16 protein-coding genes are annotated in these 17,903 nt (G+C 69.9%); 7 read left to right on the forward strand and 9 right to left on the reverse strand.

All coding sequences use genetic code 11. From position 1 onward, the window contains the following. The first annotated feature begins 6 nt into the window (after positions 1 to 6). Positions 7 to 816, forward strand: a complete 810-nt coding sequence (locus FHR77_RS06320) for a pyrimidine reductase family protein (protein WP_341777244.1) — start codon at positions 7 to 9, stop codon at positions 814 to 816. 70 nt (positions 817 to 886) lie between these two features. Here the strand turns inward: FHR77_RS06320 and dhaM are convergent, their stop codons facing one another. Genes dhaM through dhaK form a run of 3 tightly spaced genes read right to left on the reverse strand, consistent with a single transcriptional unit; the run spans position 887 to position 3,289 of the window. Beyond that, a complete protein-coding gene (gene dhaM / locus FHR77_RS06325; protein ID WP_167259236.1) occupies positions 887 to 1,558 on the reverse strand; it encodes a dihydroxyacetone kinase phosphoryl donor subunit DhaM in 672 nt (223 codons plus the stop codon). A gap of 11 nt (positions 1,559 to 1,569) precedes the next feature. Beyond that, positions 1,570 to 2,232 (reverse strand): dihydroxyacetone kinase subunit DhaL, encoded by a 663-nt coding sequence (gene dhaL, locus FHR77_RS06330; RefSeq protein ID WP_167259237.1) that lies wholly within the window; start codon positions 2,230 to 2,232, stop codon positions 1,570 to 1,572. A 55-nt stretch (positions 2,233 to 2,287) separates the two neighbouring features. Further along, complete coding sequence (gene dhaK, locus FHR77_RS06335; protein ID WP_167259238.1) at positions 2,288 to 3,289, reverse strand: dihydroxyacetone kinase subunit DhaK; 1,002 nt, start codon at positions 3,287 to 3,289, stop codon at positions 2,288 to 2,290. Between the two features lie 258 nt (positions 3,290 to 3,547). Between dhaK and FHR77_RS06340 the strand changes: the two genes are divergently transcribed. Both FHR77_RS06340 and glpK read left to right on the forward strand, forming a co-directional pair. Next, positions 3,548 to 4,222 (forward strand): MIP/aquaporin family protein, encoded by a 675-nt coding sequence (locus tag FHR77_RS06340; RefSeq protein WP_243861569.1) that lies wholly within the window; start codon positions 3,548 to 3,550, stop codon positions 4,220 to 4,222. A gap of 103 nt (positions 4,223 to 4,325) precedes the next feature. After that, entirely contained in the window at positions 4,326 to 5,843 is a 1,518-nt protein-coding gene (glpK, locus tag FHR77_RS06345; protein ID WP_167259240.1) for a glycerol kinase GlpK, read from the forward strand. Positions 5,844 to 5,969: 126 nt separating this feature from the next. Here the strand turns inward: glpK and trpD are convergent, their stop codons facing one another. Then, on the reverse strand, positions 5,970 to 7,025 hold the full coding sequence (gene trpD, locus FHR77_RS06350) for an anthranilate phosphoribosyltransferase (RefSeq protein ID WP_167259241.1): 1,056 nt from the start codon (positions 7,023 to 7,025) through the stop codon (positions 5,970 to 5,972). A gap of 105 nt (positions 7,026 to 7,130) precedes the next feature. Here trpD and ctaE point away from each other — a divergent pair, with 105 nt between their 5' ends. The 4 genes from ctaE to qcrB are packed head-to-tail and all read left to right on the forward strand — an operon-like array spanning position 7,131 to position 11,415. Next, complete coding sequence (gene ctaE / locus FHR77_RS06355; RefSeq protein ID WP_167259242.1) at positions 7,131 to 7,775, forward strand: aa3-type cytochrome oxidase subunit III; 645 nt, start codon at positions 7,131 to 7,133, stop codon at positions 7,773 to 7,775. Between the two features lie 21 nt (positions 7,776 to 7,796). Beyond that, on the forward strand, positions 7,797 to 8,612 hold the full coding sequence (gene qcrC / locus FHR77_RS06360) for a cytochrome bc1 complex diheme cytochrome c subunit (protein WP_167259243.1): 816 nt from the start codon (positions 7,797 to 7,799) through the stop codon (positions 8,610 to 8,612). A gap of 35 nt (positions 8,613 to 8,647) precedes the next feature. Then, complete coding sequence (gene qcrA, locus FHR77_RS06365) at positions 8,648 to 9,715, forward strand: cytochrome bc1 complex Rieske iron-sulfur subunit (RefSeq protein ID WP_167259244.1); 1,068 nt, start codon at positions 8,648 to 8,650, stop codon at positions 9,713 to 9,715. Next, entirely contained in the window at positions 9,712 to 11,415 is a 1,704-nt protein-coding gene (qcrB, locus tag FHR77_RS06370; protein WP_424955605.1) for a cytochrome bc1 complex cytochrome b subunit, read from the forward strand. The genes qcrA and qcrB overlap by 4 nt, the downstream gene beginning before the upstream one ends. A 1,262-nt stretch (positions 11,416 to 12,677) precedes the next feature. Here the strand turns inward: qcrB and FHR77_RS06375 are convergent. The 5 genes from FHR77_RS06375 to FHR77_RS06395 all read right to left on the reverse strand — a co-directional run bounded on the left by FHR77_RS06375 (position 12,678) and on the right by FHR77_RS06395 (position 17,882). Then, positions 12,678 to 13,094, reverse strand: coding sequence for a cytochrome c oxidase subunit 4 (locus tag FHR77_RS06375; RefSeq protein WP_056055023.1), 417 nt, complete (start codon positions 13,092 to 13,094; stop codon positions 12,678 to 12,680). 7 nt (positions 13,095 to 13,101) lie between these two features. Beyond that, positions 13,102 to 14,844, reverse strand: coding sequence for an aa3-type cytochrome oxidase subunit I (gene ctaD, locus FHR77_RS06380; RefSeq protein ID WP_167259245.1), 1,743 nt, complete (start codon positions 14,842 to 14,844; stop codon positions 13,102 to 13,104). Between the two features lie 12 nt (positions 14,845 to 14,856). Continuing rightward, a complete protein-coding gene (ctaC, locus tag FHR77_RS06385) occupies positions 14,857 to 15,744 on the reverse strand; it encodes an aa3-type cytochrome oxidase subunit II (protein WP_481797694.1) in 888 nt (295 codons plus the stop codon). A 230-nt stretch (positions 15,745 to 15,974) separates the two neighbouring features. Further along, positions 15,975 to 16,358, reverse strand: coding sequence for an iron-sulfur cluster insertion protein ErpA (gene erpA / locus FHR77_RS06390; protein ID WP_056055034.1), 384 nt, complete (start codon positions 16,356 to 16,358; stop codon positions 15,975 to 15,977). A 108-nt stretch (positions 16,359 to 16,466) separates the two neighbouring features. Further along, the gene (locus FHR77_RS06395; RefSeq protein ID WP_167259247.1) at positions 16,467 to 17,882 is read right to left on the reverse strand and encodes a dipeptidase; all 1,416 of its coding nucleotides are present in this window, start codon (positions 17,880 to 17,882) and stop codon (positions 16,467 to 16,469) included. Positions 17,883 to 17,903 lie beyond the last annotated feature (21 nt).

Genomic DNA, 17,903 nt, shown 5'->3' on the forward strand with positions numbered 1-17,903 from the left:
GCCCCCGTGCCCGACCAGCCCGCCGCCGACCCGGCCGCCGCCCCGGCCGCCCTCCGCCGCCTACTGCCGCCCGATCCGACCGGCGTCCCGCTCGACGACGACCAGCTGCTGGCGATGATCGACCCCGGCGACCGCGCCGAGCCCTGCCTCCGCGTGAACTTCGTCTCGACGCTGGACGGATCGTCCACGGCGGACGGCCTCTCCGGCAGCCTCGGCGGGCCCGCCGACAAGAGGGTCTTCGACCTGCTGCGCCGGGTCTCGGACGTCGTGGTGGTCGGCGCGGGCACGGTGCGCGACGAGGGCTACGGCCCGATGCGCCTCGACGACGCCTCCGTCGCCTGGCGACGCGGGCGCGGGCTGCCCGACCACCCCGTCTTCGCGCTGGTGTCGGCGACGCTGCGGCTCGACCCCGGCAGCCCCGTCTTCCGCGACGCGCCGGTGCGCCCGGTCGTGCTCACTACCGACCAGGCGGATCCCGAGGCGCGGAGGGCCCTCGAGGGCGTCGCCGACGTCGTCGCGTGCGGCCGCGAACGCGTCGACCTGCGCCTCCTGCGTGAGGCACTGGTCGCCCGGGGCCTCCGGCAGCTGCACTGCGAGGGCGGGCCGACCCTCTTCGGCGACCTCGTCGCCGCGGACGAGGTCGACGAGCTCTTCCTCACGCACTCGCCGACCCTGGAGGGCGGCGTCGGCCCGCGCATCGCCCGCTCGACGAGCGGGGACGCCCCGGGGCTGCGCGAGCTCGAGCTGGCGCACGTGCTCGTCGCGGGCGACCTCCTGCTCACCCGCCACGTGCGACGGCGGGCGCCCCGGGCCTGAGCCCGGGACGCCCGCTGTCGGCGTCGTCGTCGGCGCCACCGTCGTGGTGGCGTGGCGACGTCGGGTCGGGTCAGCCCTCGCCGAAGCCGCCCTCCACCAGGGCCACGAGGTCGTCGACGGCCTGGGCCGCGTCGGGGCCGGTGGCCATGATCGCCACCGTCGAGCCCTTGCCGAGACCGAGGCCCATGATGCGCAGGAGGCTCTTCGCGTCGACGCCGTTCACCGTGACGTCGGCCTGGAAGCGCGACGCGTGCGTGACGAGGTCGGCGGCCGGCCGGGCGTGCAGCCCCGACTCGTTGACGAGGACGACCGAGCGCTCGACCGCGTCGCCGCCGCGGAGCTCGCGTTCGTCCCGGTGCGGGTCGGCGACCCCGGAGGCGGTGCGGGCGGCCGCGGCGACCTCCTGCAGCGTGCCGCCGGTCTCCGCCGAGACGGCCGCGGCGACGGTGCCCTCGACGACGGGCGCGTCGGCCAGCACGACCCGCGCGGCCTCGTCGTCGTCGAGGAAGTCGACGGCGGTCTCGGTGGTGAGGATCGCCGAGCCCAGGTCGCAGAGCACCACGACGCCCTGGCCCGTGTCGGCGGCCGAGAGCGCCGCGGAGATCTTGTCGAAGCTCGTGCCCAGGCCGCCCTCGTCGGTGCCGCCCGCGGCCACGAGGGTCGTGGTCGGCGCCATCTGGCGAGCGAGCTCGACGGTGCCCTCGGCGATCGCCGGGCTGTGCGAGACGACGACGATGCCCACGCCGGCCACGGTCACGCCTCCCCGGTGGTCGCGGCGGCGGGGGTCGCGGCGGCCTCGGCTGCCGCGGCGAGGATGAGCGACGACGACTGCGCCCCCGGGTCGCGGTGCCCCACCGCCCGCTCGCCGAGGTAGCTGGCCCGGCCCTTGCGGGCGACGAGCGGCTCGGTCGACGCGGCGCCCTCCGCGGCGGCGTCGGCGGCGGCACGCAGCACGGCGGCCGGCTCGGCCCCGTCGCCCGCCGCGAGGCCGGCGGCCTCGACGGCCGGCGTCCACGCGTCGATCATCGTCTTGTCGCCCACCTCGGCCTTGCCGCGCAGCACGACGCCGTCCCGTGCCGCCGTGAGGAAGGCCACGACCGCCGCGGAGTCGAGCTCGGTCGCGTCGCCGAGGGCCGCGGCCCCCTTGAGGTACGCCGTGCCGAGCAGGGGGCCGGAGGCTCCCCCGACGGTGGAGATGAGGGTCGTGGCGACCATCTTCAGCAGCTGGCCGGGCGTGGCGTCCTCGGGCTGCTGGCCGAGCTTGGCCCGCACGGCCGAGAAGCCGCGCTCCAGGTTCTCGCCGTGGTCGCCGTCGCCGATCTCGCGGTCCAGCTCGACCAGCGCGGCACGCTGCTCGCGCACCACGTCGGCCGTCCGTTCGATGAAGGCGCGGGTCCAGGTCGCGTCGAGTGTCATGCGTCTCCTCCTCGTGGGGGTGCGGTGCGGGGGGCGGCGGGGCGGAGCAGCGGGCTCACCGGCCCCACCGGAGGGCGGCCGTCTCGACCGGAGCGTCCCAGAGCTCGGTCAGCTCGTCGTCGAGACGGGTCACGGTGATCGACATGCCCTGCATCTCGAGCGAGGTGACGTAGTCGCCGACGAGCGTGCGGGCGACCTCGACGCCGCGCTCGGCGAGCAGCTCGGCCGCCCGGCGGAAGGCGACGTAGAGCTCGACGAGCGGCGTGCCGCCCATGCCGTTGACGAACAGCAGGACGCGGTCGCCGGAGGCGGTGCCCAGGTCGTCGAGGACGGCGCCGAGCAGGCGGTCGACGATGCGGTCGACGGGCTCGAGCGGCACGCGCTCACGGCCGGGCTCGCCGTGGATGCCGATGCCGATCTCGACCTCGTCGTCGGCGAGGGTGAAGCTCGGCTCCCCCGCGTGCGGAACGACGCCGGCGGTGAGCGCGACGCCCATCGTGCGGGTCGCGGCGTTCGCCCGACGGGCGATCTCCGCGACCTGCTCGAGGCCGTCGCCGCGCTCGGCGGCGGCGCCCGCGACCTTCTCGACGACGACCGTGCCCGCGACGCCGCGACGCCCGGCCGTGTAGGTGGAGTCCTTGACCGCGACGTCGTCGTCCACGACGACCGTCGCGACGGTGACGCCCTCCGCCTCGGCGAGGTCGGCGGCCGTCTCGAAGTTGAGGACGTCGCCGGTGTAGTTCTTCACGATGTAGAGGACGCCGGCTCTTCCGTCGACGGCCTGCGTGGCCGCCACGACCGGGTCGGGCGTGGGCGACGTGAAGACGGGGCCGGGCACCGCGGCGCTCAGCATGCCCGGGCCGACGAAGCCGGCGTGCAGCGGCTCGTGGCCGCTCCCTCCCCCGCTGACGATCGCGACCTTGCCGCTGACCGGGCCGGAGGCGCGGGTCACGAAGGTCGGGTCGTGCGACACCCGCAGGAGCCCCGGGTGGGCGAGGCCCATGCCGGCCACCGCCTCCTCGACGACGTCCTTCGGATCGTTGATGAGCTTCTTCATCGAAGTTCCTCCCTGGAACGGGCGGCGGTGCGCAGGCTCGCACCGTCCTGGTCAGAAGCTACCCCCCGAGCCGTGCGCACCTGCTCCGTGCACATATGTGCATCTCGGGTGATTCGGCTACCTTCCTGAGGGTTGCCCGGGTCTATGGTGAGGCCACACGCTCACCGCGGTGGTGCACAGTCGCACCCCGCCCGACGACTAAGGAAGGTCGACGTGGACCTGGGACTGATTTTTCTCTCTGAAGTGGTGGGCACGGCCATGCTCATCCTGCTCGGTGGCGGCGTCGTCGCCAACGTGGCCCTCACGAAGTCGAAGGGCTTCAACGGCGGGACGCTGATGGTCAACTTCGGCTGGGGGCTCGCGGTCTTCGCCGCGGTCACGGTGTCGTACTCCTCCGGCGCGGCCCTCAACCCGGCCGTCAGCCTCGCGCAGCTGATCCTCGGCAACATCGACTTCGTCGCGTTCCTCGTGTACCTGGCCGCCCAGATGATCGGAGCCGTCATCGGTGCCGTCCTCGTGTGGCTCGTGTACAAGAACCACTTCGACGAGGAGCCCGACCCCGCGGCCAAGCTCGGCGTCTTCTCCACCGGCCCGGCCATCCGCAACTACGGCTGGAACCTCGTCACCGAGATCATCGCGACGTTCGCCTTCGTGTTCGTGGTCATCGGCTTCACCAACGGCGGCACGCCGGCCGAGCTGGGCGCGATCCCCGTCGCCTTCCTCGTGATCGCGATCGGCGCCTCCCTCGGTGGCCCCACCGGCTACGCCATCAACCCGGCCCGTGACCTCGGCCCGCGCATCGCCCACGCCTTCCTGCCCATCAAGGGCAAGGGCTCGAGCGACTGGTCGTACGCCTGGGTCCCCGTGGCCGGCCCGCTGATCGGCGGTGCCCTCGCCGCCGTCGTGTCGGGCGCCCTGCTCCCCATCGCCTGACCCGCATCCCACGACTCACCGCTGACCGCGGCACCGCCGTGCCCACCCGAGGCGCACCCGCCGTGTCGCGGTCGACACCATCAACGACGAAGGAGAACCACCCGTGAGCGACGACTACATCCTGGCGATCGACCAGGGCACCACCAGCACCCGCGCCATCATCTTCGACCACTCCGGCTCGATCGTGGCGACCGGCCAGAAGGAGCACGAGCAGATCTTCCCGCGCGCCGGGTGGGTCGAGCACGACCCCGCCGAGATCTGGGAGAACGTCCGCGAGGTCATCGGCCAGGCCCTGTCGCGCGCCGACATCACGCGCCACAACATCAAGGCCGTCGGCATCACCAACCAGCGCGAGACCGCCGTCGTGTGGGACAAGACCACCGGCAAGGCCGTCTACAACGCCATCGTCTGGCAGGACACCCGCACCCAGTCGATCGTCGACCGCCTCGCGGCCGACGGCGGCGTCGAGCGCTTCAAGCCGATCGTCGGCCTGCCGCTCGCGACCTACTTCTCCGGAACCAAGGTCGTCTGGATCCTCGAGAACGTCGAGGGCGCCCGCGAGAAGGCCGAGGCCGGCGACCTGCTCTTCGGCACGACCGACACCTGGGTCCTCTGGAACCTGACCGGCGGCACCGACGGCGGCGTGCACGTCACTGACGTCACCAACGCCTCGCGGACCCTGTTCATGGACCTCGAGACGCTCGAGTGGCGCGACGACATCCTCGAGGCCTTCGACGTGCCCCGCTCGATGCTCCCCGAGATCAAGAGCTCGTCCGAGGTCTACGGCACCGTCGAGGCCTCCAGCCTCCTCCGCGAGGTCCCGATCGCCGGCATCCTGGGCGACCAGCAGGCCGCGACCTTCGGCCAGGCGGCGTTCGACCAGGGCGAGTCGAAGAACACCTACGGCACGGGCAACTTCCTCATCTTCAACACGGGCGAGGAGATCGTCCACTCGAAGAACGGGCTGCTCACGACGCTGGGCTACAAGCTCGGCGACGCGGCTCCGCACTACGCGCTCGAGGGCTCCATCGCCGTCACCGGTTCGCTGATCCAGTGGCTCCGCGACAACCTCGGCATCATCGGCTCGGCCCCCGAGGTCGAGGAGCTCGCCAAGACGGTCGACGACAACGGCGGCGTCTACTTCGTGCCCGCGTTCTCGGGCCTGTTCGCCCCGTACTGGCGCTCAGACGCCCGTGGCGCCCTCGTCGGCCTCACGCGCTACGTCAACAAGGGCCACATCGCCCGTGCTGCGCTCGAGGCGACCGCCTTCCAGACCCGCGAGGTGCTCGACGCGGTCAACGCCGACTCGGGCGTCGACCTCACCGAGCTCAAGGTCGACGGCGGCATGACCGGCAACGACGCCCTGATGCAGTTCCAGGCCGACATCCTGAACGTGCCCGTGGTGCGTCCGGTCGTCGCCGAGACCACCGCCCTCGGCGCCGCGTACGCCGCGGGCCTGGCGGTCGGGTTCTGGGAGACGCTCGACGACCTGCGCTCGAACTGGCAGGAGGACAAGCGCTGGACGCCGGCCATCGAGGCCGACGAGCGCGACCGCACGCTCCGCCTCTGGAAGAAGGCCGTCACGAAGACCTTCGACTGGGTCGACGAGGACGTCAACTGACGTCGGAGCTGACGACACGGCGCTGACGCGCCGATGACAGGGAGAAGGGCCCGTTCCTCGGAACGGGCCCTTCCTCCGTGCGGCGGGAGCGTCGACCCCGCCGCACGGCGGGTCGAGACGGACGGGTCAGGGCCGGCGTGTCGCCGCGACCCACTCGTCGAGCTTGGCGGCCGCGGCCCCGCCGTCGATCGCCGCGCGGGCGACGGCCAGCTGCTCGCGGAAGCGGGCCACGATCGGACGGTCGCGCTCCGACTGGTCGGCCGCGAGCCGGTAGCTGACGAGGCCGGCCGCGGCGTTCAGCAGGACGATGTCGCGCACGGGCCCGGCCTCCCCCGCCAGGACACGTCGCGCGATCGCCGCGTTGTGCTCGGCGTCGCCCCCGACGAGGTCCGCGATGCGGGCCCGCGGGATGCCGAGGTCGAGGGGGTCGAGGTCGTGCTCGGTGACCGACCCGGTCGAGATCTCCCAGATGTGGCTGTGGCCGGTCGTGGTGAGCTCGTCCAGGCCGTCGTCGCCCCGGAACACGAGAGCGGTGGCGCCCCGGGTCTGGAACACCCCGACGATGAGGGGCACCTTGTCGAGCTGGGCGACACCCACGGCACTGGCCTCGGGCCGGGCGGGGTTGACGAGCGGGCCGAGGAAGTTGAAGACGGTCGGCACGCCGATCTCGCGTCGGACCGCCGCCGCGTTCCCGAAGCCGGGGTGGAACGCCGCCGCGAAGGCGAACGTGAGCCCGGCGTCCGCGAGCACCTCCGCGACGCGGTCGGCGCTCAGCGTGAGGTCGATGCCGAGCGCCGCCAGCACGTCCGACGAGCCCGACGACGAGCTGGCGGCGCGGTTGCCGTGCTTGATGACGGGCACGCCCGTCGCGGCGACGACGATCGACGCCATCGTCGAGACGTTGACCGTCCCGAAGCGGTCGCCGCCGGTGCCCACGATGTCGACGGCCATGGACGGCACGGGCAGCGGCACGGCGTGCGCGAGCACCGCGTCACGGAACCCGACGATCTCGTCGACCGTCTCGCCCTTGGCGCGGAGGGCGACGAGGAAGGCCGCCAGCTGGGCCGGCGTCGCCTCCCCCGTCATGACCTGCTCCATGGCCCACGTGGCCTCGGTGATCGAGAGGTCCCGACGCGCCAGGAGGGCGTCGATGAGGGCAGGCCAGGCGAGCTCGTGGGTCATGTGCCCAGGCTAGCGTCGGGGTGCACCACGCCAAGTAGCTCGGCGTCAACAGAAATTCCCGGCGCGGAGTTTCCTGCGCAAACCCAGGGCGACTTACCAGGCATAATGGACGGCGTGACAAGTACCTCTCTCTCCAGGCCTTCCAGCGCGCCGGTCGTCAACCGCCCGAGCACGGTCGCCGTGGGCACCATCGTGTGGCTCGGCAGCGAGGTCATGTTCTTCGCCGGCCTGTTCGCGATCTACTTCACGCTGCGCAGCACCTCTCCCGGCCTGTGGGCCGCCGAGACGGCCAAGCTCGACGTCCCGTTCGCGCTCACGAACACCATCACCCTGGTGCTCTCGTCGGTCACGTGCCAGTTCGGCGTGTTCGCCGCCGAGCGCATGCAGGCCCGCCGCACCGGTCGCCTCTTCCAGGTCGGCAGCTGGGGCATGGTCGAGTGGTTCTTCCTGACGTACTCCATGGGCGCCGTCTTCATCTGCCTCCAGGTCTTCGAGTACGCCCACCTCATCTCTGAGCACGTGACGCTCAGCTCGAGCGCCTACGGCTCCGCGTTCTACATGACGACCGGGTTCCACGGGGCCCACGTCATCGGAGGGCTCATAGCCTTCCTCCTGACCATCGGCCGCGCGTTCGCGGTCAAGAACTTCGGTCACAAGGAGGCCACGACCGCCATCGTGGTCTCGTACTACTGGCACTTCGTCGACGTGGTGTGGATCGGCCTCTTCATGGTCGTCTACGTCCTCAAATAGGCATCGGAAAGTTCGCACAGCATGTTCACCAGAAGCTCCTCCTCGCGACGCACCGCCAAGACCGGTCGCCGCAGCCCCGTCGCCACGGCGTCGCTCCTCCTCGTGGGCCTGCTCACGACCGGCGGCGCCTACGCCCTGTTCTCCTCCACGGCCACCGCTGAGGAGTCCGCCCCCGCCGCGGCCTCGCAGCAGAGCGTCGACGAGGGGCAGAAGCTCTTCGCGTCCAACTGCGCCACCTGCCACGGCCTCTCGGCCGACGGCACCGGTGACGGCCCCAGCCTGATCGGCGTGGGCGCCGCCTCCGTCGACTTCCAGGTCGGCACGGGCCGCATGCCGATGGCGGCCAACGGCCCGCAGGCCGAGGAGAAGCCCGTCCAGTTCACCGACGAGCAGGTCTCCGACCTCGCGGCCTACGTCGCGTCGCTGGCCCCCGGCCCCGCCATCCCCGACGAGGAGTACCTCGCCGCGGACGGCGACACGACCAACGGTGCTGAGCTCTTCCGCATCAACTGCGCCATGTGCCACAACGTCGCCGGCGCCGGCGGTGCCCTGACGGAGGGCAAGTACGCCCCCTCGCTCAAGGGCGTCAGCGAAGCCCACATCTACGAGGCCATGCTCACCGGACCGCAGAACATGCCGGTCTTCAACGACCTCAACCTCTCCCCGCAGGACAAGGCTGACGTCATCACGTACCTCAAGTACCTGGAGAAGAACCCGTCGCCCGGCGGGTTCGAGCTCGGCAGCCTCGGCCCGGTGGCCGAGGGCCTCTTCATCTGGATCTTCGGCCTCGGAGCGATCGTCGCCGTGACCATCTGGCTCACGGCCCGCTCCAACTAGCGGCCCTCCTCGTACTTCACTGAAAGGCAGCACCCATGGCACAGCACGACGACGAGGTCCCGGAGACGGGCTCGGCTGTCGAGAAGCACGAGCCCCGTCGTGTCTCGGCCGGCACGGCCGTCCTGACGACGGACGTCTTCGAGAACCCGGGCGAGCCGCCGCACCGCGACCGTGTCACCGACATCGACCCGCGGGCCGAGAAGCGGGCGGAGCGCCAGGTCAGCACCTGGTTCTTCCTCTCGATCGTCGGCAGCATCGCCGCGATCGGCGCCTACGTGGCCTTCCCGATCACGTCGGGCGACTCCGGCTCCGTCCGACTCAACAACCTCTTCCTCGGCCTCGGCATCGCCCTCGGGCTCCTGTCCGTCGGCATCGGTGCCGTGCACTGGTCGAAGACCCTCATGCCCGCCCGTGAGATCACGGAGATGCGCCACAGCACCCGTGGCACGGACGAGACGCGCGGGAAGGCCGTCGAGGTATTCGCCCTGGGCAACCAGGAGTCCGGCTTCGGTCGGCGCGCGCTGATCCGCAACAGCCTCATCGGCGCGCTCGTCGCCACGCCGCTCCCCGCGGTCGTGCTGTTCCGCGACCTCGCTCCCGCCGAGGACCCGAACGAGGTCCTCCGTCACACGTTGTGGGAAGAGGGCATGCACCTCACCCGCGACCCGTCCGGTGCTCGCATCAAGGCCTCGGACGTCACCCTGGGCTCGGTCTTCCACGTGATCCCCGAGAGCCTGAACGAATCCGAGCACCTGCTCGAGGAGAAAGCCAAGGCTGCAGTCCTCCTCATGCGTCTCAAGCCCGAGGACCTCAACATCCCCGAGGGACGCGAGGACTGGCAGTACGACGGCATCGTCGCCTACTCCAAGATCTGCACGCACGTGGGGTGCCCCGTGGCCCTCTACGAACAGCAGACACACCACCTGCTCTGCCCCTGCCACCAGTCGACGTTCGACGTGACCAACAACTGCGAAGTGATCTTCGGACCGGCCAAGCGCCCGCTCCCGCAGCTGCCGATCGCCGTGGACGCTGACGGGTACCTCGTCGCGCAGAGCGACTTCCACGAACCTGTGGGCCCGAGCTTCTGGGAGCGCGCCAAGTGACCACCACCACCCCTGCACCGGGTACCGACACGACGACCCCGTCGTCGCACGGCACCACAGTCTCCGCACCGGCCTTCGCGCCGACGCGGACCAACAAGATCTTCGGCGCCACGGCGAACTACATCGACGAGCGCACGAGCATGTCCGGCCTCGTCCGCGAGGTCGGCCGCAAGATCTTCCCCGACCACTGGTCGTTCATGCTCGGCGAGGTCGCTCTCTACTCGTTCGTCGTGATCCTCCTGTCGGGCACGTTCCTGACGTTCTTCTTCCAGCCGTCCATGGCTGAGGTCAACTACAACGGCTCCTACGTGCCGCTCAAGGGCCTCAACATGTCGGCCGCGATGGCGTCGACGCTCGACATCTCGTTCGACATCCGCGGTGGTCTGCTGTTCCGCCAGATCCACCACTGGGCAGCTCTGCTGTTCGTGGCCTCGATCATGCTGCACATGCTCCGCGTGTACTTCACGGGCGCGTTCCGCAAGCCGCGCGAGATCAACTGGGTCGTCGGCTTCACCCTCTGGGTGCTCGCCATGGCCGAGGGCTTCACCGGCTACTCCCTGCCCGACGACCTCCTCTCCGGCAACGGGGCGCGGATCATCGACGGCATGGTCAAGGGCATCCCGGTCATCGGCGTCTGGATCTCGTACCTCCTCTTCGGCGGCGAGTTCCCCGGCACCGACATGGTGGGTCGCTTCTACTCGCTGCACATCATGCTGCTGCCCGCCCTCCTGATCGCCCTGCTCGGCGTCCACCTGCTTCTGCTCATCATCAACAAGCACACGCAGTTCGCGGGCCCCGGCAAGACGAACGAGAACGTCGTCGGCGTCCCGGTCATGCCCGTCTTCGCGGCGAAGGCCGGTGGGTTCTTCTTCATCGTCTTCGGTGTCCTCGTCCTCATCGCGTCGCTCTTCACGATCAACCCGATCTGGAACTACGGCCCGTACGACCCCTCCCCCGTCTCCGCCGGCACCCAGCCGGACTGGTACATCGGCTTCGCGGACGGCGCCCTGCGCCTCGTCCCGCCGGGCTGGGAGTTCGTGGCGTTCGGCTACACCGTCTCGATGAACATCCTGGCTCCCATCGCGGTCCTGGTCGTCTTCATCCTGGCCGTGCTGCTGTACCCGTTCCTCGAGGCCTGGGTCACCGGCGACAAGCGCGAGCACCACATCCTGGACCGCCCGCGCAACGCCCCGACCCGTACGGCCATCGGTGCCGCCGGCATCGTGGTCTACGCCAGCCTCTGGGCCGCCGCCAGCTCCGACTTGATGGCGACGCACTTCCACCTCAGCCTCAACTACGTCATCCACACGGTGCAGGCCTGCCTCATCCTCGGCCCGTTCATCGCGTTCATGATCACGAAGAGGATCTGCCTCGCCCTGCAGAAGAAGGACCGCGAGATCGCCCTCCACGGCTACGAGTCGGGTCGCATCGTCCGCCTCCCCGGCGGCGAGTACGTCGAGGTCCACGAGCAGCTCGATGAGTACGAGCGCTGGAAGCTGCTCAACTTCAACGAGTACGAGCCGCTCATGGTCCGTCCGAACGCCAACGGTCAGATCACGCCCGTGCAGCGTCTCCGTGCCTCGGTGTCGTCCTTCTTCTACGAGGACCGCATCGCCCCGGTGAAGCGCTCGGAGATCGAGTCGTCGCACCACGACGCCGTTGCCTCCGGTGACGAGCGTCGGTCGATCGACCAGCACTGATCCCTGCACCGCCAGAAGGGCCCGACTGCTCCGGCAGTCGGGCCCTTCGTCGTTCGTGCTCCGCGGGGCAGCTGTGCCGACGCCGTGAGGCAGGCGACGCCACGGGTCTGCCGCACCCGACGGCGGGCGCCCCGTGCCCCCGTGACACGCGGCTCGGGGCCTCTCTACGTCCGGGCCTCAGCCTCGTTCAGTCGCGCCTAGCTCTGCTCAGTCCCGCCGAGGCCTCCTTCAGCCTCACAAGGCCTGCTCGGGCCTGCTGAGACTTGCTGGGGACTGAGTGGGCACCGGCTGACGGGCTCGAGTGTCACGGCACGCAGGCACTCACCCGAGTGCTCCGGCCCTCTGCTCCTCGACGTTCACGAGCGGGAGAGCACCGACGGCGCCGCCCCGTCCGACACGAGACGGGCCCCGCGCGGTCCCCTCCACTCGGCGCAGCCTGAGCGCGCAGCGGGCACGGTCAGCCCCTTCTCCCCCAGTCACCGGACCGGGGAGTACTGACCGTGCGGGTCCGGTGTATATTCGTGGACCCCTCGGCAAGTCCGCGTCCTTCACGGCGGATCGACGCTGACGCGCCCGCGATGTCGGGAACCCGTCGGCCCACCCGCGATTCAGCGACGGTCGTGCACCGGGTGTCCACCGGCTCAGCGACTCACGTGGTCCCGCAACGCGGGCCCTCCGGCGTTCATGTCCGGGACAGCAGACACGACGCCTACGGAACTGGCCCGGTCGGGGCTGGGCCGGCCCGGTGTGATTACCCCGCTCGGCGCAGCGTCGGCGCACAGCAGGCGGGGAGCCCCCTCTTCCGGACTCAACGGGGCCGGACGATCTGCGTGAGGGTGGTCCTGTGTTGCTCCCCGGTCCCTTCGGCTGGGCCACGTCCCTCCCGGCGGGTCAACGGTGACGCGCCCGCGATGGCGGGAACCCGCCCTATCCCTGCAACAACGGCACCCCTGGGACCGCTCAGCCCTCACGCCCAGAAGCACCCCCCTGGAGGGGCTCGAGGGGCGGCTCGAGCTCGGAATGTCGACAGGCAAGGGGCCCGTAGACGGCGTCAGCGGTCATCCTGAGCGCCCACAGTGACCGTGCGCCCTCTACCAGGGCTACACAGGGCTCAGGCGGGTAGGCGTGGCAGCGCTCCACCCCGAGGGTCGTGGTCAGAGCCTGTCGCTCGCCCGCGCTACCGACCCGGAGGGCACCTGGCCACACGCCGACGGCGCCCACCCGGAGAGGGTGAGCGCCGTCGGCGTGGTCGTGCTGAGGGACTAGTGGGCGAAGTTGCCGCGGTAGTACTCGTAGACCCAGCCGACGAGGGAGACCGCGATGAGGGCTCCACCGATGTAGATGATCCACATGCCGACCGCCAGAGCCAGGAAGACCAGACCACAGGAGAAGGCCAGCAGGATGGGCCACCACGACCAGGGGCTGAAGTGCCCGAGCTCGGGGTCGCCGTCGTCGATGTTGGCGTCGAGCCGGTCCTCGGGCAGCTCGCCGCCCTGGGCGGCGTGCGAGCGGCCCATGTAGAAGGCGAGGAACACACCCAGGGCGCCGGCGAGGCCGATGCCCATGGTGCCGGCCCACTCGACCCGGTTGACGTCGATGATGTTCCACACCGTGTAGACGGCGCAGAGGGCGAAGAAGAAGATCGCGAGGATCCAGAACAGCGTGGCGTTGGTCTTCATCGGGGTCCTACTTCACCTTGTCGCTGGAAGCGTCGTACGTCGGGGCATCCGGGGCGTCCTTCGCCGGGCCGATGCCGACGGGGAGGCCGGCCTCGGGGTGGTTCAGGTCGAACGCCGGCGACTCCGACCGGATGCGCGGGATCGACGTGAAGTTGTGGCGGGGCGGCGGGCAGGACGTGGCCCACTCGAGGGAGCGGGAGTAGCCCCACGGGTCGTTCACCTCGACCTTGGGCGCCCGACGAGCCGTGATGTACACGTTGTACAGGAACGGCAGGATCGAGATGCCGAGCAGCATCGAGCCGATCGTCGAGAGCTGGTTCATCCAGGTGAAGTGGTCCTCGGGCTGGTACGTCGCGTAGCGACGGGGCATGCCCATGACGCCGAGCCAGTGCTGGATGAGGAACGTGGTGTGGAAGCCGACGAACAACATCCAGAAGTGGATCTTGCCGAGACGCTCGTTCAGCATCTTGCCCGTCCACTTCGGCCACCAGAAGTAGAAGCCGGAGAACATCGCGAAGACGACGGTGCCGAACACCACGTAGTGGAAGTGCGCCACGACGAAGTACGTGTCGGAGACGTGGAAGTCGAGCGGGGGCGAGGCGAGGATGACGCCCGTCAGCCCACCGAAGGTGAACGTGATGAGGAAGCCGATCGCCCAGAGCATCGGGGTCTCGAACGTGACGGAGCCTCGCCACATCGTGCCGATCCAGTTGAAGATCTTCACGCCAGTGGGGACGGCGATGAGCATCGTCATCAGCGAGAAGAACGGCAGCAGCACCGAGCCGGTCACGTACATGTGGTGGGCCCACACCGTGACGGAGAGGGCCGCGATCGAGATCGTCGCGTAGACGAGGGTCTTGTAGCCGAAGATCGGCTTGCGGCTGAAGACCGGCAGGACCTCGCTGATGATGCCGAAGAACGGCAGCGCGATGATGTAGACCTCGGGGTGACCGAAGAACCAGAAGAGGTGCTGCCAGAGGATGGCGCCGCCGTTGGCCGGGTTGAACACCTGCGCGTCGAAGACGCGGTCGAAGCCGAGCCCGAAGAGGGCAGCCGCCAGCACGGGGAACGCCATGATCACGAGGATCGAGGTGATCAGCGTGTTCCAGGTGAAGATCGGCATGCGCCACATCGTCATGCCCGGCGCACGCATGGTGACGATGGTGGTGATGAAGTTGACCGAGCCGAGGATGGTGCTGAAGCCGGTCATGCCCAGTCCGAAGACCCACAGGTTCCCGCCGAGGCCTGGCGAGAACGTCGTGTCGGAGAGGGGCGCGTACGCGAACCAGCCGAAGGACGCGGCACCCTGCGGCGTGAGGAAGCCGGCGACCGCGATGATCGAGCCGAAGAGGTAGAGCCAGAAGGCGAAGCCGTTGAGCCGCGGGAACGCGACGTCGGGGGCACCGATCTGCAGCGGCATGAGCACGTTGGCGAAGCCCGAGAAGAGCGGCGTCGCGAACATGAGCAACATGATCGTGCCGTGCATGGTGAAGAGCTGGTTGTACTGCTCCTTCGTCGCCACGACCTCGAGGCCCGGAGCGAACAGCTGCGCACGGATGATCAGCGCCATCACGCCGCCGAGGCAGAAGAAGAGGAACGACGCGATCAGGTACATGTACCCGATCGTCTTGTGGTCCGTCGACGTGATCCAGCTCACGACGACGTTGCCCTTGCGGCCGACCTTGGAGGCCCCGAAGTCCTGGCCTGAGGACGCCCCACCGGTGGTGGGACGCGTGGCGGTGGCTGTCATCGAACCGTGCCCTTACTTCTCGTCGGAGCCGGCGGCGACGGGCGCCTCGTTGTTCGGCTCGTTGGTGTTGGTGTTGTACTGGTCGCCCAGCAGGCCGGTGTTGCCCTGCTGCGCGAGGGTCGCGAGGTAGTCGTCGTACTCGGACTGCGACACGACCTTGACGTTGAAGAGCATCAGCGAGTGGTACTCGCCGCAGAGCTCCGCGCACTTGCCGGTGAAGGTGCCTTCCTTCTCCGGCGTGAAGTACATGTAGTTCGTCTTGCCGGGGATCGTGTCCTTCTTGTAGAGGAAGTCGACGACCCAGAAGGAGTGGGCCACGTCGCGCGAGTTGAGGTCGATCTCGACCGACTTGCCGACGGGGAGGTAGAGGACGGGCAGCTGGCTCTCGTCGATGTTGCCGTCGCCGAGCTCTTGGGCCTGGATGCCCTGGTAGTAGACGCTGTCGTCGTCGTTCTTCTGGTCGATGTAGTTGAAGTCCCACGCCCAGCGCTTGGCGTAGACGTCGATCTTCACGTCGGGGCTCGCGGTCGGCGCCTCGATGGCGGCCTGGTCGCGGGCCGTGAAGGCGAAGAAGCCGAGGACGAGGATCAGCGGCACGACCGTGTAGAAGATCTCGATCGGCATGTTGTAGCGCAACTGCACCGGGAGGCCGGTCTGGCCCTTGCGACGGCGGTAGGCGATGCACGCCCAGATGACGAGGCCCCAGACGATCAGACCGACGATGAGCAGCACGATCCACGACGTGACCCAGAGGCCGATGATGCTGTCGACGTGGTTGGTGGTGCCCGCGGTGGTGGGCAGCCACCCCTGGAGCTGGTCGGTCGTGCAGCCTGCCAAGACCAGGGCCATGACGGCGGCCACGGGGATGGCGGCCCAACGAAGACGGCGGTTAGAACGCACTGTTACCTCTCGGATGACACGACAGCAAGGGGGATCTCCCAGTCTAGGACGGGACTTCCCTAGCCTACTCGCAGGTTGCACCGTCGATCGAACGCAGCACGCCGTTCGTTCGACATCGAGACGGGAGCCCTGCTCACGGACGACGACGGGGACCGCCCCGGACGGGACGATCCCCGGGATCGCGGTGCTGATGGTGGCCCGGACCGGCAGCCCGGTCGGGCGGGAGCGACCTAGTGGAAGCTGTCGCCGCAGGCGCAGCTGCCCTGGGCGTTGGGGTTGTCGATCGTGAAGCCCTGCTTCTGGATGGTGTCCTCGAAGTCGATGGCGGCACCGTCGAGGTAGGGCACGCTCATCTTGTCGACGACGACCTCCACGCCGTCGTAGTCGACGGTCGCGTCGTTCTCGAGCAGTCGCTCGTCGAAGTACAGCTGGTAGATGAGCCCCGAGCAGCCACCGGGCTGGACGGCGACCCGGAGGCGCAGGTCGTCGCGCCCCTCCTGCATCAGGAGGCTGCGGACCTTGTCGGCCGCGGTGGAGGTCAGCTGCACGCCGTGGGCGGCGGCCTCGGCCGTGCTGGCCGTCTCGACGGGGGCGGTGGTCGCGGTGTCGGTCATGGTGTCTCCGTTCGGGCGGTGGGAGTGTCGGACACTCGTCGTCGACCAGTGTAAGCAGCACTCCCCCGGTTTTGTTCCTCGTACGGCGGACGACCAGGGAGGCGGGCCTCAGCCCCGGGCGTCGAGGCGCGCCAGCAGGATGGCCTCGCTGAGGACGGCCCGGTGCAGCACGCCGAGGTGCTGCGACTCGTTCGGGCTGTGGGCGCGCGTGTCGGGGTCCTCCACGCCGGTCACGAGGATCTGCGCGGCGGGGAAGGTCCGCACGAGGTCGGCGATGAAGGGGATGGAGCCGCCGATGCCGGTCTGGAGCGGCGCCTCGCCCCAGCCCTCGGTCATCGCCACGGTCGCGTCGGCGATGGCCCAGCCGGTGGTGTCGACCAGGAAGGGGTCGCCCTTGTCGACGTCGGTGATCTCGACGTGCGCCCCGAACGGCGCGTGCCCGAGCACGTGAGCCTCGAGCGCCTCGTAGGCGGAGTCCGCCGTCTGGCCGGGGGCGATGCGCGCGCTGACGCGGACGGATACCTCGGGCAGGAGCGTGTTCGACGCGTTCGCCACCGACGGGGCGTCGATGCCGGTCACGGTGATGGAGGGCTGCGACCAGACGCGGCTGAGGAGGGGGCCCGTGCCGATCGGGGCGACCCCGTCGAGGAGGCCCGACTCCTCGCGCAGGGTCTCCTCGGTCTGCTCGGGGTGCTCGGCGTCACGGCTCTCCAGGCCGGCGACCGCGACGCTGCCGACCTCGTCGTGGAGGGTGCCCAGGAGGCGGACCATGGCCATCACGGCGTCCGGCACCGCGCCTCCCAGCATCCCGGAGTGCGAGGCATGGGCCAGCGTGCGGACGGTGAGGCGGAAGGTCACGTTGCCGCGGAGGCCGACCGTGATGGCCGGGACCGTCGTGCTCCAGTTGTCGGAGTCGGCCACGACGATGACGTCGGCCTCGAGGTCGTCGTGGTGCTGACGGAGGAAGTCGGCGAAGGAGCGGGAGCCGAACTCCTCCTCGCCCTCGATGAAGAGGGCGACGCCGACCCCGAGGTCGTCGCCGAGCACCTCGTGGACGGCCCGGAGCGCGGCGACGTGGGTCATGACCCCGGCCTTGTCGTCGGAGGCGCCCCGGCCGTACAGCCGGTCGCCCTTGAGGGTGGGCTCGAAGGGCGGGGTGTCCCAGTCGGCGTCGTCTCCCTGCGGCTGGACGTCGTGGTGCGCGTAGAGCAGGACGGTCGGCTTGCCCTCGCGGGCCGCACGACGGGCCAGGACGGCGGGCTGCCCCGTGGCACCCGAGTCGCCGATCGGAGCGCTGCTGACGCGGACCTCGTCGAAGAGGCCGGTGCTCCGCACGAGCTCGGCGACGGCGTCGGCGCTGGCGGCGACGTGCGAGGGGTCGTAGGCGTCCCACGAGACCGAGGGGATCCGCACGAGCGAGCTCAGGTCGGCGATGGTCCGGGGCAGGCCGCCCTGCACGGCCTCCGCGAGTTCGCTGACAGTGCGGGGGTCGGTCGGGGAGACGGGATGCTGCGAGACGGTCATGCAGGTAATCTTAGGAACTCG

The sequence above is a fragment of the Frigoribacterium endophyticum genome, assembly GCF_011759585.1.
Classification (GTDB): Bacteria; Actinomycetota; Actinomycetes; order Actinomycetales; family Microbacteriaceae; genus Frigoribacterium; species Frigoribacterium endophyticum.

Bases quoted from the DNA above. Each gene is read 5' to 3' on its own strand.
- FHR77_RS06395 (WP_167259247.1), bottom strand. From the start codon at position 17,882: ATGACCGTCTCGCAGCATCCCGTCTCCCCGACCGACCCCCGCACTGTC.
- erpA (WP_056055034.1), bottom strand. From the start codon at position 16,358: ATGACCGACACCGCGACCACCGCCCCCGTCGAGACGGCCAGCACGGCC.
- trpD (WP_167259241.1), bottom strand. From the start codon at position 7,025: ATGACCCACGAGCTCGCCTGGCCTGCCCTCATCGACGCCCTCCTGGCG.
- ctaD (WP_167259245.1), bottom strand. From the start codon at position 14,844: ATGACAGCCACCGCCACGCGTCCCACCACCGGTGGGGCGTCCTCAGGC.
- ctaE (WP_167259242.1), top strand. From the start codon at position 7,131: ATGGACGGCGTGACAAGTACCTCTCTCTCCAGGCCTTCCAGCGCGCCG.
- FHR77_RS06375 (WP_056055023.1), bottom strand. From the start codon at position 13,094: ATGAAGACCAACGCCACGCTGTTCTGGATCCTCGCGATCTTCTTCTTC.
- dhaK (WP_167259238.1), bottom strand. From the start codon at position 3,289: ATGAAGAAGCTCATCAACGATCCGAAGGACGTCGTCGAGGAGGCGGTG.
- qcrA (WP_167259244.1), top strand. From the start codon at position 8,648: ATGGCACAGCACGACGACGAGGTCCCGGAGACGGGCTCGGCTGTCGAG.
- dhaL (WP_167259237.1), bottom strand. From the start codon at position 2,232: ATGACACTCGACGCGACCTGGACCCGCGCCTTCATCGAACGGACGGCC.
- FHR77_RS06340 (WP_243861569.1), top strand. From the start codon at position 3,548: ATGCTCATCCTGCTCGGTGGCGGCGTCGTCGCCAACGTGGCCCTCACG.
- qcrC (WP_167259243.1), top strand. From the start codon at position 7,797: ATGTTCACCAGAAGCTCCTCCTCGCGACGCACCGCCAAGACCGGTCGC.